This is a genomic window from Modestobacter versicolor, from assembly GCF_014195485.1.
GTDB classification, from domain to species: domain Bacteria; phylum Actinomycetota; class Actinomycetes; order Mycobacteriales; family Geodermatophilaceae; genus Modestobacter; species Modestobacter versicolor.
The window spans coordinates 479,809-493,849 of sequence record NZ_JACIBU010000001.1 but is presented as its reverse complement, the minus strand read 5'-3'; the positions used below and the strand labels follow the sequence as shown (position 1 = coordinate 493,849).

The window sequence follows — 14,041 nt, the reverse complement described above, 5'->3', positions numbered from 1 at the left end:
CCCGCCGGCGGGAGGCAGGGCCTCCCGATCCCCCCGTCCGGGCCGCCGAAGGGGGGATCGGGAGGCCGTGGATGTGCCGGAGCGGCGCCGGTAGACAGAGCTGCGCCGCCCGACGAGGTCGGCAGGACGTGCACCGGGAGGACACACGTGGTCATCGATCGAGCCGGGTTGGCAGGGTTCCTACGGGCCCGCCGCGAGGCGCTGCAGCCCGAGGACGTCGGCCTGCCCCGCGGGGCGCGGCGCCGGACCGCCGGCCTGCGGCGCGAGGAGGTCGCGGCCCTCTGCCACATGTCGAACGACTACTACACGCGGCTCGAGCGGGAGCGGGGTCCGCAGCCGTCCGCGCAGATGATCGCCTCGATCGCGCAGGGGCTGCACCTGTCCCTCGACGAGCGCGACCACCTGTACCGGCTGGCCGGGCAGCAGCCGCCGCCGCGCGGAACCGGCAGCGAGCACATCAGCCCCGGGCTGCTGCGGATCTTCGACCGCCTCGGCGACACCCCGGCCGAGATCGTCACCGAGCTGGGCGAGACCCTGCGGCAGACGCCGCCGGCGGTGGCCCTCGTCGGCGACGCCATGCGGTACACCGGCCCGGCGCGCAGCCGGGGCTACCGCTGGTTCACCGATCCGGCGGCCCGCGAGCTGCACGTGCCGGAGGACCGCGCCCACCTGTCCCGCATGTACGCCGCCGGGCTGCGGGCGATCATGACGATGCGGGGACCCGGGTCGCGGGCTGCGCACCTGGCCGACCTCCTGCTGGAGCGGAGCCAGGAGTTCCGCTCCCTGTGGGAGGTCCACGAGGTGGGCATCCACGTCGACGAGGTCAAGCGCTACCAGCACCCCGAGGTGGGCCGGCTGGTGCTGAACTGCCAGACGCTCGTCGACCCGCACCAGGCCCACCGCCTGATGGTCTACACGGCCGTGCCCGGCACCGAGAGCCACGAGAAGCTCCAGGTGCTCACGGTCATCGGCGCGCAGTCCCTGTCCCTCGCGCCCTCCGGCGCGGAGCCGGGTGATCGGTCATGAGCCGGTTCCTGCACCGGCTCGGCCGCGGCACGGCGGCGCACCCGTGGCGCACGCTCGCGGCCTGGCTGCTCGTCGCCGTCGCGGCCACGCTGACCGCCGGCGCCCTCGGCGGCACGCCCCAGGACGACTTCGACGTCGAGGGCGCCCCCGCGCTGGCCGGCACCGAGCAGCTGCGCGAGCACTTCCCCGGGTCGGGCGCGGCCGGCAGCTCCGCCCAGGTCGTCGTGCACGACCCGGCCGGCGGCCGGCTGGGCGACGCCGATCTCGCCGAGCTGACCGCCCGGGTGGCGGAGGTCGAGCACGTCACGTCGGTCGTACCGCCGCGCTTCTCCGAGGACCGGGACACCGCGCTGCTGGCCGTGGTCTTCGACGTGCCCGTCACCCACCCCGACCTGGCGGGCGGCCTCGGGGTGGACGCGCTGCAGAGCGCGGTGGACGGGGCCGCCGACGGCCTCCAGGTGGAGCTCGGCGGCCAGCTGCCGAACACCTCGCCCGAGGAGGTGCAGGGCACCGGCGAGGTCGCCGGCGTCGTCGTGGCGCTGCTGCTGCTGACGCTCGTCCTGGGGACGGTCGTGGCCGCCGGGCTGCCGCTGCTGGTGGCCCTCGCCGGCCTCGGCGTCTCCGCGGCCGGGGTCACCCTGCTGGCCGCCGTGACCGACGTCAGCACCACCGCCCCGACCGTCGCGGTGATGGTGGGCCTCGGGGTCGGCATCGACTACGCGCTGCTCCTGGTCTCCCGCCACCTCGAGCACCTGCGGGCCGGCGTGCCGGTCGTCGAGGCCGCGGCCCGGGCGACCGCCACCGCGGGCCGGTCGGTGGTTTTCGCGGCGGCGATCGTGCTGGTGTCGCTGATGGGGCTCCCGCTGGCGGGCGTGCCCATCTACTCCTCGTACGGGTTCGCGACCGGCATCTCGGTGGTGGCCGTCGCCACCGCCGCCCTGACGCTGGTCCCCGCGTTCTGCGGGCTGCTCGGCCGGCGGCTGCTGCCCCGGCGGGAGCGGCGCGGCCTGCCGCCCCGGCGGCGGCGACCGTCGCGCGCGCCGCTGTCCGCGCGGTGGGCGGCCGCCGTCGCCCGCCGTCCGGTGCCGTGGGCGCTGGGTGCCCTCGTCCTGATCGGAGCGCTGGCGGCGCCCGCCTTCGACATGCGGACCTTCCCGCGCGACGTGTCCAACAACGCGGCCGACAGCACGACGCGCCAGGCCTACGACCTCATCGCGGCCGAGTTCGGACCGGGCGCGAACGGTCCGCTCACCGTGGTCGTCGACCGAGCGGCCGTCGGCGACGAGGGCGTCGCGGCGGCCGCCGAACGGCTGCGGGCGGTCGACGACGTGGTCGCTGTCACCGGGCCGGTGGTCTCACCCGACGGCCAGGTGGCGGTGCTCGAGGCGCAGCCGGCGTTCGGGCCGGCCGACGAGCGCACGCCCACGCTCCTGGAGGAGGTCCGCGCCGACCTGGACGGCGCGGAGGTCACCGGCAGCACGGCCATGTTCTCCGACATCTCCGTCCTGCTGTCCGACCGGGTGTGGCTGGTCGTCGGCTTCGTCGTCGCGGTGTCGATGCTGCTGCTCGCCGCGATGTTCCGCTCGGTCGTCGTACCGCTGAAGGCGGCGGCGCTGAACCTGCTGTCGATCGGGGCCGCCTACGGCGTGGTGACCGCGGTGTTCCAGTGGGGCTGGGGCACCGGGTTCGTCGGCCTGGACCACGCGATGCCGGTGTCCAGCTGGCTGCCGATCCTGATGTTCGCGATCCTCTTCGGCCTGTCGATGGACTACGAGGTGTTCCTGCTCTCCCGGATCCGGGAGCACTGGCTGCGCAGCGGGGACGCCCGGGCCAGCGTCGTGCAGGGCGTCGCGGGGACCGGCCGGGTCATCTCGACCGCGGCCGCCGTCATGGTGGTCGTCTTCCTCGGCTTCGCCACCGAGTCCGACCTCGTCGTCCGCCAGCTGGGCCTGGGCATGGCCGTCGCCGTGCTGCTGGACGCCACCGTCGTCCGGATGGTGCTCGTGCCGGCCACGATGACCCTGCTCGGTCACCGCAGCTGGTGGCTGCCCGGCTGGCTCGACCGCCTCCTGCCCACGATCGAGGCCGAGACCGCCGACGACGGCGGCCCCGGGGCCGGTCCCGCCCGGCGGCCCCACGACCAGGAGCTGGCAGCCGCCGTCCGCCGCTGATCGCGCCGCCGGCCCGGCCCGGCCCGGCCCGGGCGGGTCTGGGCCGGGCACCCGTCGTTCCCGTGCCCTGGCCTGGCGGTCAGTAGCGGGGGCGCCCGAACAGGCCGCCCCGGTCACCCAGCCACTCGGCCGGCCGGTAGCGGGGCAGGATCTCCGACGCGCCGAGGCCGAGCCGCTCGGCGGCGGCGTCCAGCCTGCGGGGGTCGGCCGCCGCTCCCCAGCGACCGGTGGCGACCCGCTGGTCGAGGGCCTCGACGGAGGCGACCAGCTCCGCCGGGGTGAACGCGCAGTGGCCCAGCCGGTGCACGAACGCCTGGCGCAGCAGGCCCGTCGCGCCGGCCTGCCGCACGGTCTCCGCGTACTCCTCCTCGACCTGCACCGGCGCCAGGACGTCGTGCGTGGTGTGCAGGCTGAGGACGGGGACCTGGAGGTCGCCGGTGAGCTCGGAGGTGGCGTACGCCCGCTGCAGCGCGCCCTCGTCGGGGGTCACCGCCGCGGTCTCGGTGAGCCGGGCGAGGTCGGCGTCCAGGTCGAGGCCGGCCGCGCGGTACAGCGCCTCCACCTGGACGCGCTCGTCGGCGTGCCGCAGCAGCGCCCGGTAGTCGACCCCGGCGTTCCACGACGGGTTGCCGCCGACGGTGGTCTCGATGTCGACCCGCGCCGGGTAGGTGAAGCCCAGCGCCGTCGAGAACTGGGCGACCTGCGCGTCCACCTGCGCCTCGTGGTCCCGGCGAGCCGGTTCCGGCTGGCCCTCGGCCCAGCGGGGCAGGTGGTAGAGCGCGGCGGCGAGGGCGATCCGGGCGCGCCCCGCCGGGTCGTCCTGCGCCGCCAGGACGGCGTCGGTGAGGGTGCCCGCCGCGGCGTTGACGGCGGCCAGGTCTCCCCCGTAGTCGGCCAGCCGGACGTCGGTGCCCGCGGGCACGAGCAGCTGGGCGATCGCGTGCGCCCCGTCGAGCTGGTAGTTCAGCAGGTCGACGCCACCGTGCACGAGCCCGCACGTGGGCAGCGCCCCGTCGATCGGCGTACCCGGGAGCTCGGCCAGCTGCCCGGTCACCAGGCCGCCCATGGAGGTGCCGACGGCGAGCACCCGGGAGGGCTGCCCGACCGCGGCGCTGAACGCGTCCAGCGTCTGCAGCTGGTCCTCGGCGGCGGTGTCCAGCGTCCAGCCGCTGCGCTCGTAGGACGACCCGACCAGCGCGTACCCGCGGTCGAGCAGGGCCTGCCGGGTCTCGTCGTCCGGCGCGTTCTCGGGGGTGTTCGGGATGGGCGCGAAGCTGGGCCGGTAGCCGTGGCCGTAGAGCAGCACGGTGCCGTTCCAGCCGGCCGGGACGTCGGCGACCCACGGGGTCGCCCCGTCGTCCACCGTCCCCTCGAGGTGCTGCGCCGCCGGCGGCTCCCCAGCGGCGGCGGCGGACGGGACGGCGATGACGGAGAGGGCCAAGGCGCAGGCCACGCCGGTGACGCGGGATCGAGGGGACATCAGGTTCCTCACGACGGGTCCGGGATGCCGGTGACGCTAGGAGCCCGCTGGACGACCGTCAACGATTCACCGACCTTTTCTGTGAGCCAGACCACGTCCTGCGGTCACCGGCGGGCGCGCGCGTCCCTGACCAGGTCGGTGAACTCCGCCCGCGCGCGGGGTTGCAGGGCGGCGAAGGCGGCGCGGTGCGCGCTCGCCGAGCGGCGGGCGGGCCAGTCCTCCCCGAGGTACTGCTCGGGCAGCACCGGGTCGAGCCGGAGCAGCCGGACCCAGTGGGCGCCGAGGAGGGTGAACAGGGCGATCGGGTCCCCGTCGCGGGGCAGCGGCCGCTCCCACCGGTGCAGGAAGGCCTCGTGCTCGCGGCGCAGGGCGGGGAGGTCCCAGGCCCGCCGGACGAACCGGGCGACGTCCGTGCCGGGGGTGGGCGAGGCGACGAACCCGTCGATCTGCAGGCCCTCGACCTCCGCACCCACGGCGACGATCCGGTCCAGGTCGACGCGGCCCGGCGCCACCCACAGCCCGTCGCGCAGGCAGCCGAACCCCGCCCAGGAGAGCCGGGACCGCAGCCGGGACCGGACGTCCCGCTGCGTCTCGGGGAGGGAGAAGCTCAGCAGCGTCCAGTCCGGGCTGGTCTGGTGGAAGGGCTCGGCGGCCTCGACCCGGTCCCGCCCTTCCCGCAGCACCTTCCGCGACGTGTCGGTCAGGCCGTAGCTGACCACCCGCCCGTCCTGCTGGCGGGTCAGCAGACCGCGCTCGGTGAGCCGGGTGAGCACCGACCTGGTGGCATCGTCGCTGACGCCCAGCGACCGGAGGACGTCGAGGAACACCCTGGTGGGGAGGGACTCCTCGTGCTGGTCCAGGACCAGCGCGCCGCCCAGCGACAGCAGGAGCTCCTGCGGCTTGACGCGCACCTCGGTGACGCGGTCGGTCATCTGCCCTCCTCCGTGGCCGGCGCACCCACCCTGCCAGGCCGGCCGCGAGCTGTCCGCGCACCGGAGGGACGGGCGGACCACTGGTGGCAGGGCCCTGACCACCGGATCCTGGTGGCGAGCGCCTCCCCCTGACGAACCGGAGATCCCGATGCCGCAGGCGGCAGCGACCGCGCCACCGGTCGCCGAGGTGATGGCCGAGCTGGACTCCCCGACCCCCGAGGACTGCACCTCACCGTTCGCCCCGGTCTGGATCGGCGAGATGGTGCGCAGGCAGCCGCAGGGGTGAGCCGCCCGACGGGCATGTGTGGCCCGGCGCCGGCTCGGGCAGTCCCCCCGGTGCGTCGTCCGGCGCGGCGTCGTCCACGGAGGTCCGCGCGGTATGCACGCTGAACCGGCACGCCCCTGGGTCGCGGCCCGTCCGCCCGAGGGCGTCGACTGCCGGACGTGGTCCCCGCGGCACGTGCGCGACCTCCCCGGCGTCCGCCGGCAGTTCCGGGCCTGGGTCACCGACGCGGTGGCGGACTCGCCCCAGCTGCGGGCGAACCGCATCGAGGAGTCCGTGCTGGCCCTCGACGAGCTGATGTCCAACGCGCTCCGGCACGGCCGCGCGCCGGTGGACGTCGAGGTCTGCACCAGCGAGGGCGGGGTGCTCCTCTCCGTCGCAGACCGGGCCGCGGAGGACCCCCCGCGCCCCACGTCCACCCGCGACCCCAGCCACGGCGGCATGGGCCTCGGCATGGTGGCCGACTTCGCGCTGGACTGCGGCTGGTTCGCGACCGGCGACCACAAGGTCGTCTGGGCCGTCATGCCGTCCCACGACGACTGACCCGAGACCGCTGCACCGGGCCCGCATCCGACCACGAAGGCACCCCGATGACCGCACCCGAGCCGACCGACCCGCGCGAGTGGCTGGCCGCCGCGTTCGTGGACCCGGCGGTGTCCACCCTGCGGCCCGACTACCGGGCCGTGCTGATCACCGCCGACGGGCTGCGCGGCGGCCCGAGCGACGAGCACAGCGAGCGCGTCCTGGCCGCCGCCGAGGCGACCGCCCGGCGCGCGCTGGCCGGGCAGCCGCCCGAGCAGCTGCCGCACCCGGCCGCCTGGCGCGAGGCCTACCGCGCCTTCGGCGCCAAGCCCCAGCGCACCCGCCCCAGCGTCGAGGCCCTCCTCCGCCGCCTCGACCCCGACGGCCTGCCCCGCATCGACCGCATCACCGACGTCTACAACGCCGTCTCCATCGCCCACCTGCTGCCCGTCGGCGGTGAGGACCGCGACGCCTACACCGGCCCGGCCCGGCTGGTCCGCGCCACCGGGGACGAGGACTTCGACACCACCGCCGGTGGCCGGCCGGTGATCGAGCACCCGGACGCCGGCGAGGTGGTCTGGCGCGACGGCGCCGGGGTCACCTGCCGCCGCTGGAACTGGCGGCAGGGCATCCGCACCCGGATCACCACGACCACCACCGACGCCGTGTTCATCCTCGACGCCCTCGCCCCGCTCGACGACGCCGCCCTCACCGCCGCCGCCGACGCGCTCACCGACGCCCTGGTCACCCTCAGCCCGGACGCCGTGCTCCACCGCCGGCTGCTCACCGCGTCCTGACTCCGGAGGAGGCTCGGGAGAGCACGGTGTGATCGGTGGGACATGGGCCAGCCGTCGGGCGTGGCGCCACGACGGGCACCGATCGCGTGCGCAGGATGTCGGGATGCCCGCCCGACCGGACGCCGTAGCCGCGCTGCCGGCCGCCCCGGGGGTGTACCGCTTCCGGGACGACGGCGGCCGCGTGCTCTACGTCGGGCGGGCCGTCGAGCTGCGCCGCCGGGTGAGCTCCTACTGGGGCGACCTGCGGGACCGCCGCCACTTGCGCCGGATGGTGCTCCGGGTCGCCCGGATCGAGGCGCTCGTCTGCGACTCCGCGCACGAGGCGGCCTGGGCCGAACGCAACCTGCTCGAGCGGTCGATGCCACCGTGGAACCGGATCGTCGGCGGTCTGGAGGTGCCCGTCAGCATCCGCCTGGACCCCTCGCCGGAGGCGCCGCGGCTCGGCCTCGCCCCGGCGCACCGGCCGGCACCGGGAGCCCGCTGCTTCGGCCCCTACCTCGGCGCCCGCAAGGTGAAGCTGGCCGTCTCCGGGCTGGAGCGGCTGTACCCGATCGGTCACGCCGGCCCGGGCCGGACCGCGGGCGAGCGCGAGCTCGCGCGGGTGCGCGGCGGGCACGACACCCCCGTCGCGCAGCTGGCGAGCGCCGTCGAGTCGGTGCTGGACCGCGAGCCGACGGCGGTCGCCGGCGCGCTGGCGGCGCTGACCGCCCGGCGGGACGCCGCGGCCGGGGCACAGGCCTACGAGGCCGCCGCCCGGCTGCAGGAGGAGATCGAGGCGCTCCGGTGGGTCGTCGCACCGCAGCGGGTCACCGCGCCCGGCGAGACCGGTGCCGACGGCGACCAGGACGTCACCGCCTGGGGCGACGACGTCCTGGTCCGGCTGCGGATCCGGGACGGCCGGCTCCGTGCCTGGGACCAGGAGACCTGCTCCCGGCCGGTGCCGGGCACCCGGGCGCCCGACGGGTGGGTGCCCTTCCTGCGCCGCAACGCGGACCTGGCCGCCCGGCTGGCGACGCTGCCCGTCCGCTGAGCCGGTCCCCCGCGGAGTCAGCGACGTCGGCCGCCCCTGGCACCCGGGGGTCAGGGCTCGACGACGACCTTGCCCTCGATGCGACCGGCAGCGGCCTCGGCGTGCAGCCCGGGCAGCTCGGCCAGCGGGATGCGGCGGGTGACCTCGACCTGCAGGTCCCCCTTGTCCACCAGGGACACCAGCTCGGCGAGGCGGTCGCGGTTCGGCAGCACGAACACGGTCGCCGCGGTGACGCCGCGGGCCTCGTCCCCGGGGGTGGCCATGAAGGCGGTGGTGCTGACGACCTTGCCGCCGTCGCGGACCAGGGCCACGAGCGCCGCGAACCGGTCGGGGTCGATGGGGGCGAGGTTGAGCAGGACGTCGACCTGCTCGTCGACCGCGTCCAGCAGGTCCGTGGTGGTGTGGTCGATGACCTCGTCGGCCCCGGCCGCCCGGACGGCGTCGCTGCTGCGCGGGCTGGCGGTCGCCACGACGTGCACGCCGGCCCGCGTGGCCAGTGCGACGGCGTACTTGCCGACCACTCCCCCCGCGCCGTTGACCAGGACCCGCTGCCCGGCGGTCAGCTCGCCGAGGTCGAACAGCGCCTGCCAGGCCGTCAGCGCGACCGACGGCAGCCCCGCCGCGTCGGGCAGCGGGACCGTCGTGGGGGCCGGCACCAGCGCGTCCGCCGGGGCGATCACGTACTCCGCCGCGCCGCCGTCCCGCTCCATCGGCAGGAACCCGATCACCGCGTCCCCCACCTGCAGGCCGCGGACGCCCTCCCCGAGCGCGTCGACCGTGCCGGAGACGTCGTACCCGGGCACGTGCGGCAGCACGACCGGGATCGGCAGGAAGCCGCCGCGCATGCCGGCGTCGGCGGCGTTGAACGCCGAGGCCGCCACCCGCACCCGTACCTCACCCGCGCCGGGGGCGGGCTGCTCGACGTCCTCGTAGCGCAGGACCTCGGGACCGCCGACCTCGTGGAAACGCACTGCCTTCATCGCTGGACCTGCTCCTCTGGGTGTGCCGTGGTCGAGACGCCACCCAACGTCGCAGGTCCTGCCGCGGTCATCCTGGGCCGGACTGGCCCACCTTGACGACCGCCTGGCCGCCGGCCGCGCCGACCACCTCGACCAGCCGGGCCGCGTCGCGCGAGCCCGGCGCCGCAGTGAGCATGACGGCCGCCAGGTCGTCGCCGGGGATCGCGATCAGGTTCCCGACGAGCGTGACGGAGTCGCCGTCGGACTGGGTGAACGTCGCGCTGCTCTCGTAGGCCGTCACCGGCCGCGGCGCCCGCCACAGCGTGTCGAACCGCCGGCTCCGGCTCCGCAGCTCGTCCACGAGGGCCGCGAGCGACGCATCACCGGGGTACCGCAGCAGCGCGGCTCTCAGCTGGGCCACCTGGATCGTCTCGTGGCTGGTCGCGTCGGCCGCGGACTGCTGGAAGGCCGCGAACGGGCTGCAGAAGATGCGCCAGGCCACGTTCCACTCCCAGCGGTCCCCGGTGAGGTCCCAGTGCTCCAGCGCCAGGAACGCGCTGTTGACCGCGACGAGGTTCATCGCGGCGTCGGTGACGAGCATCGGGGTGTCGGAGAACCGCTCCAGCAGCCGCGTCGCGCCCGGGCCGAGGTCGGTCGGCACCTGCCCGTCCGCGGCGGCGTACCCGGCGAGCGCGCAGAGCCGCTCGTAGTCCGCCCGTCCCACCCGCAGGGCCCGGGCGATGGCGTTCACCACGCCGGCCGAGGGGTGGCTGCGCCCCTGCTCCAACCGGCGGACGTAGTCAGCGGACATCCCGGCCAGGTCGCCGAGCTCCTCCCGCCGCAGCCCGGGCACCCGCCGGCCGCCGACGGGCAGCCCGACGGATGCGGGGTCCGTCGTCCCCCGCAGGTGGCGCACTGCTGCGCCGAAGTCATGCCGCTCCACGGTGTCAGTCTGCCGTGGGGAGCCGCCCGGATCGACGCTGGTCAGCGGCACGACGGCAGACCGGGTCGCGGGCGGGGCACCGGCCCGCCCCGGGCTCGTGGTCGACGGCATCGCGAGCCAGCGCAGGCTGGGCCGTCACGTGGCGACCCGGCCGCCGTCCTGGTCGGCCTGGCGTGTCGGCGCACACCGCCGGCGACGGCGCAGGCCGCGCCCTCGTCGACCGGCTCCCGGTGCTCGCCGTCAGCGAGCGGTCAGGTGGGCCACGACGAGGTCGCCGAGCATCGTCCGCTGGTGCTCCCGCTGCGCGGGGTCGAGCAGGTCGCGGCCGAAGATGGCGCCGAAGGTGTGCCGGTTGGCGATCCGGAAGACGCAGTAGGCGCTGATGACCTGGTGGACGTCGAGGGCGTCGACGTCCTCGCGGAACACCCCGGCGTCCCAGCCGCGACGGAGGATCGCGCCGAGCACGTCCAGCGCGGGGTTGGCCAGCCCGGACAGCACCGTCGAGCGGGCGATGTGCTCGGCGCGGTGGATGTTCTCGATGCTGACCAACCGGATGAAGTCCGGGTGCTGCTCGTGGTGGTCGAAGGTGAGGGCGGCCAGCTCGCGGATCGCCTCGACGGGGTCGAGGTGCTCGACGTCCAGCTGCTGCTCGAGGGCGCGGATCCGGCGGTAGGCCTGCTCGAGGACGGCGACGTAGAGCTGCTCCTTGCCGCCGAAGTAGTAGTAGATCATCCGCTTCGTGGTGCTGGTCTTGTCGGCGATCTCGTTGACCCGGGCGCCGGCGTAGCCCTGGTCGGCGAACTCCCGGGTGGCCACGGCCAGGATGTCGGCCCTGGTGCGCTCGGCGTCCCGGGTGCGCTCGACGCCGGCCACCGCCGACGTGCCGGGACCCTCCCCGGCACCGGACGGCTGTGCGCTCACGGGTCTCCTCCCAGCCGGTTCGGCGACCCGAGCTTAGGGTCGGCCGCTCGCGACGACCCGGCCCCTCCGCCCGGCCGGGGCGACGGCGACGGGCTCAGTACTCTCGCCCACCCCGATCGGTGGCCCGTTCCGGGGCCGCCCGACAAGAGAGGCGGCAGACCGTGAACCGCATGGTCGTGCACCAGTCCGTGGTCCACCCCCGCGACCCGCTCGAACTGACCGAGCTGCTGCCCGGCACCGGCTGGGACTCCCTCGGCCTGCACGTCGGCGGGGCCGAGGAGGTGGAGCACTGGTGGTCCGGCGGCAGCGGCGAGCGCAACCTCGCCCGGCTGGTCGACCTGCTGCTGCAGACCCGGGTGACCGTGCTGGACGTCGGTCGGGTGGTGCTCGACGGGCCGCTCCCCTCCGACGACGTGCACGCCGCGCACGGCCGGGTGCTCGACCTGGGCGCGCGCTTCGGCGCCCGGTACGTCACCGCCCGGTTCGCCGCACCGGCCTCGCCCGCCGGCCGGAGCACCGCCGAGCGGATCACGCTGTTCGGCCAGCTCGCCGAGCAGGCCCGCCCCTACCGGCTGCGCCCGCTGCTGGCGCCGGTACCGGTCGACCGCCTGGACCTGGTGCAGGACGCCATCGACGTCGTCGCCCCCTCGCGCGGCGGCCTCGTGCTGGACGTCGCCGCCACCTCCACCACCGCCGACGAGATCGAGGACGCCGTCGAGCTGGCCTGGGAGCACCTGGGCTACGTGCGGTTGAGCGCGCGCCAGGTCGAGCAGGCCGGCGACGGCGCGGCCGGCCTGCTGGCCACCCTGCCGCCGCACGTGCCGGTCGCGCTGGGTGGCGACGACTCCCAGGGACTGCTGGCCGATGACCCGGGGCACCGGCTGCGCGCGCTGCACACGCTGGTCGACCGCATGCTGGAGCACCCTCGGGCACGGGAGCGCAGGCTCGCCGGCGGCTGACCTGCCGGCACGGCAGGAGGCTGGCGCAGGAGCGACGGGTGTGGTCCGCTGGGCGCACAACTCACCACCTGGTACAGAAGCGGAGGAGGCCGGTGACCACACCTGCCAGCGTGCGCACCGACCCCGGCCCGGACGCGGAGCGGGTGGCGTTCCGCCGGTCGGTCGCGACCGTCTGCCTGTCCGGCACGCTCGAGGACAAGCTCACCGCCGCGGCGGCAGCGGGCTTCGACGGGGTCGAGGTGTTCGAGCCGGACCTGGTCGCCGCGCCGTGGTCGCCGCGGGAGCTGGGCGCCCGGTGCGCCGGCCTCGGGCTGTCGGTCGACCTGTACCAGCCGTTCCGCGACCTGGACTCGACCGACCCGGCGGCCTTCGCGCGGAACGTCCGCCGCGCCGAGCGCAAGTTCGACGTGATGGCCGAGATCGGCGTCGACACGGTGCTGGTGTGCTCCTCGGTGTCCCCCGATGCCGTCGCCGACGTCGACCAACTCGCCGAGCAGCTGGCCACCGTGGCGCACCGGGCCGGCGAGCGCGGCCTGCGGATCGCCTACGAGGCACTGGCCTGGGGCACGCACGTGTCGACCTGGGACGCCTCGTGGGACGTGGTCCGGCGGGCCGACGTCCCGGCGCTGGGCCTCTGCCTGGACAGCTTCCACGTGCTCTCCCGCGGCGGTGACCCCGCCGGGTTCGCCGCCGTGCCGGCCGAGAAGCTGTTCTTCCTGCAGCTGGCCGACGCCCCGCAGCTGCAGATGGACGTGCTGCAGTGGAGCCGGCACCACCGCCTCTTCCCCGGGCAGGGCGCCTTCGACCTCCCCAGGTTCCTGCGCAGCGTGCTCGACGCGGGCTACGCGGGGCCGCTGTCGCTGGAGGTCTTCAACGACGTCTTCCGGCAGGCCGACCCCGCCCGGACGGCGGTGGACGCGATGCGCTCCCTGCTCTGGCTCGAGGAGCAGCTCCCCGGCCCGGCGCCCCTCCCTGCTCCCCCGGCGCTGACCGGGCACTCGTTCACCGAGCTCGGCGTCGACGGCGTGTCCGGGCCGGAGGTCGCCGACGTGCTGGGGCGGCTCGGGTTCACCCACACCGGGCAGCACCGGTCCAAGCCCGTGCAGCTGTGGGAGCAGGGTGCCGCCCGGGTGCTGCTCAACGCCTCCGTCGTCCGGCCGGCCGCCGCCGGGATCGCCGCCGTCACCGCCCTCGGCCTGGAGAGCGCGGACCCGGTGCGGTCCGCCCGGCGGGCCGAGGCGCTGCGGGCGCCGGTGCTCCCGCGCTCCCGCGGCAGCGCCGAGGCCGACCTGGCTGCGATCGAGGCCCCGGACGGCACCCAGGTGTTCTTCACCCGCACCGGTCCGGAGGGCTGGCCGGCCGACTTCCTCCCGACCGGTGACGCCGGGGAGCGAGGTGCCGGCCTCACCGCCGTCGACCACGTGGGCCTGACCCAGCCGTTCGACGCCTTCGACGAGGCCGGGTTGTTCTACCGGGCCGTGCTCGGTCTGGAGCCGCAGGCCGTCACCGAGGTGGCCGCACCGTTCGGCCTGGTCCGGCACCGGGCGGTCACCCAGCCCGACCGGGCGGTACGGCTGAGCCTGAGCGTCGCCGCGCTCCGCCGGGGCGGCTGGTCGCCGGGCGTGCCCGACCCGCAGTACGTCGCCTTCGCCACCGACGACCTCGTCGCCACCGCGGTCCGGCTGCGGGCCGCGGGTGTGCCGCTGCTGCCCGTGCCGGCCAACTACGCCGACGACCTGGACGCCCGCCTGGACCTCCCCGCACACCTCATCGCGGCGATCCGGGAGCACGGGCTGCTCTACGACTCCGACGCGCGCGGCGGGTACCTGCACCTGGCCACCCTGGTGCTCGGCGACCGGGTGTTCTTCGAGGTGGTGCAGCGGCTGGACGGCTACGACGGGTACGGCACCGCCGACTCCCCGGTCCGGATGGCCGCACACCGTCGCGCCCGGGGGGCGCAGGGTCGCGACCCCCGGCTCGCTGCGGTCACCTCGCGGACCGGGGTCCCCGGCTAGCCG

At 75.9% G+C, this 14,041-nt stretch carries 13 protein-coding genes; 8 read left to right on the top strand and 5 right to left on the bottom strand.

Annotated features, from left to right (window positions below):
- Positions 1–147 precede the first annotated feature (147 nt).
- Both FHX36_RS02270 and FHX36_RS02265 read left to right on the top strand, forming a co-directional pair.
- Positions 148–1,026, top strand: coding sequence for a helix-turn-helix transcriptional regulator (locus FHX36_RS02270; protein WP_110551947.1), 879 nt, complete (start codon positions 148–150; stop codon positions 1,024–1,026).
- Positions 1,023–3,197 (top strand): MMPL family transporter, encoded by a 2,175-nt coding sequence (locus FHX36_RS02265; RefSeq protein ID WP_110551948.1) that lies wholly within the window; start codon positions 1,023–1,025, stop codon positions 3,195–3,197. The genes FHX36_RS02270 and FHX36_RS02265 overlap by 4 nt, the downstream gene beginning before the upstream one ends.
- A gap of 79 nt (positions 3,198–3,276) precedes the next feature.
- Here FHX36_RS02265 and FHX36_RS02260 read toward each other — a convergent pair whose 3' ends face one another.
- Together FHX36_RS02260 and FHX36_RS02255 are read right to left on the bottom strand one after the other, a co-directional pair.
- The gene (locus FHX36_RS02260; protein ID WP_110551949.1) at positions 3,277–4,677 is read right to left on the bottom strand and encodes an alpha/beta hydrolase; all 1,401 of its coding nucleotides are present in this window, start codon (positions 4,675–4,677) and stop codon (positions 3,277–3,279) included.
- Between the two features lie 104 nt (positions 4,678–4,781).
- On the bottom strand, positions 4,782–5,609 hold the full coding sequence (locus FHX36_RS02255) for a PaaX family transcriptional regulator (protein ID WP_110551950.1): 828 nt from the start codon (positions 5,607–5,609) through the stop codon (positions 4,782–4,784).
- 148 nt (positions 5,610–5,757) lie between these two features.
- On the opposite strand from FHX36_RS02255, the gene FHX36_RS22365 reads away from it, so the two are divergent.
- The 4 genes from FHX36_RS22365 (at position 5,758) to FHX36_RS02235 (ending at position 8,241) form a co-directional block, all read left to right on the top strand.
- A complete protein-coding gene (locus FHX36_RS22365) occupies positions 5,758–5,895 on the top strand; it encodes a hypothetical protein (protein WP_220035914.1) in 138 nt (45 codons plus the stop codon).
- Between the two features lie 174 nt (positions 5,896–6,069).
- Positions 6,070–6,435: an ATP-binding protein gene (locus tag FHX36_RS02245; RefSeq protein WP_181428741.1), complete on the top strand. Its 366-nt coding sequence runs from the start codon at positions 6,070–6,072 to the stop codon at positions 6,433–6,435.
- A 47-nt stretch (positions 6,436–6,482) separates the two neighbouring features.
- Positions 6,483–7,211, top strand: a complete 729-nt coding sequence (locus FHX36_RS02240) for a B3/B4 domain-containing protein (RefSeq protein ID WP_110551952.1) — start codon at positions 6,483–6,485, stop codon at positions 7,209–7,211.
- 103 nt (positions 7,212–7,314) lie between these two features.
- A complete protein-coding gene (locus FHX36_RS02235) occupies positions 7,315–8,241 on the top strand; it encodes a hypothetical protein (RefSeq protein ID WP_183513459.1) in 927 nt (308 codons plus the stop codon).
- Positions 8,242–8,291: 50 nt separating this feature from the next.
- Here the strand turns inward: FHX36_RS02235 and FHX36_RS02230 are convergent, their stop codons facing one another.
- From FHX36_RS02230 to FHX36_RS02220, 3 genes are all read right to left on the bottom strand, one after another.
- A complete protein-coding gene (locus FHX36_RS02230) occupies positions 8,292–9,221 on the bottom strand; it encodes an NADP-dependent oxidoreductase (protein ID WP_110550355.1) in 930 nt (309 codons plus the stop codon).
- Between the two features lie 67 nt (positions 9,222–9,288).
- Positions 9,289–10,143, bottom strand: coding sequence for a helix-turn-helix domain-containing protein (locus FHX36_RS02225; protein ID WP_110550446.1), 855 nt, complete (start codon positions 10,141–10,143; stop codon positions 9,289–9,291).
- 240 nt (positions 10,144–10,383) lie between these two features.
- A complete protein-coding gene (locus tag FHX36_RS02220) occupies positions 10,384–11,064 on the bottom strand; it encodes a TetR/AcrR family transcriptional regulator (RefSeq protein WP_258372551.1) in 681 nt (226 codons plus the stop codon).
- Between the two features lie 170 nt (positions 11,065–11,234).
- On the opposite strand from FHX36_RS02220, the gene FHX36_RS02215 reads away from it, so the two are divergent.
- Both FHX36_RS02215 and FHX36_RS02210 read left to right on the top strand, forming a co-directional pair.
- Positions 11,235–12,023: a hypothetical protein gene (locus FHX36_RS02215; RefSeq protein ID WP_146251487.1), complete on the top strand. Its 789-nt coding sequence runs from the start codon at positions 11,235–11,237 to the stop codon at positions 12,021–12,023.
- A 92-nt stretch (positions 12,024–12,115) separates the two neighbouring features.
- Positions 12,116–14,038, top strand: coding sequence for a sugar phosphate isomerase/epimerase and 4-hydroxyphenylpyruvate domain-containing protein (locus FHX36_RS02210; RefSeq protein ID WP_258372552.1), 1,923 nt, complete (start codon positions 12,116–12,118; stop codon positions 14,036–14,038).
- The last annotated feature ends 3 nt before the right edge of the window (positions 14,039–14,041 follow it).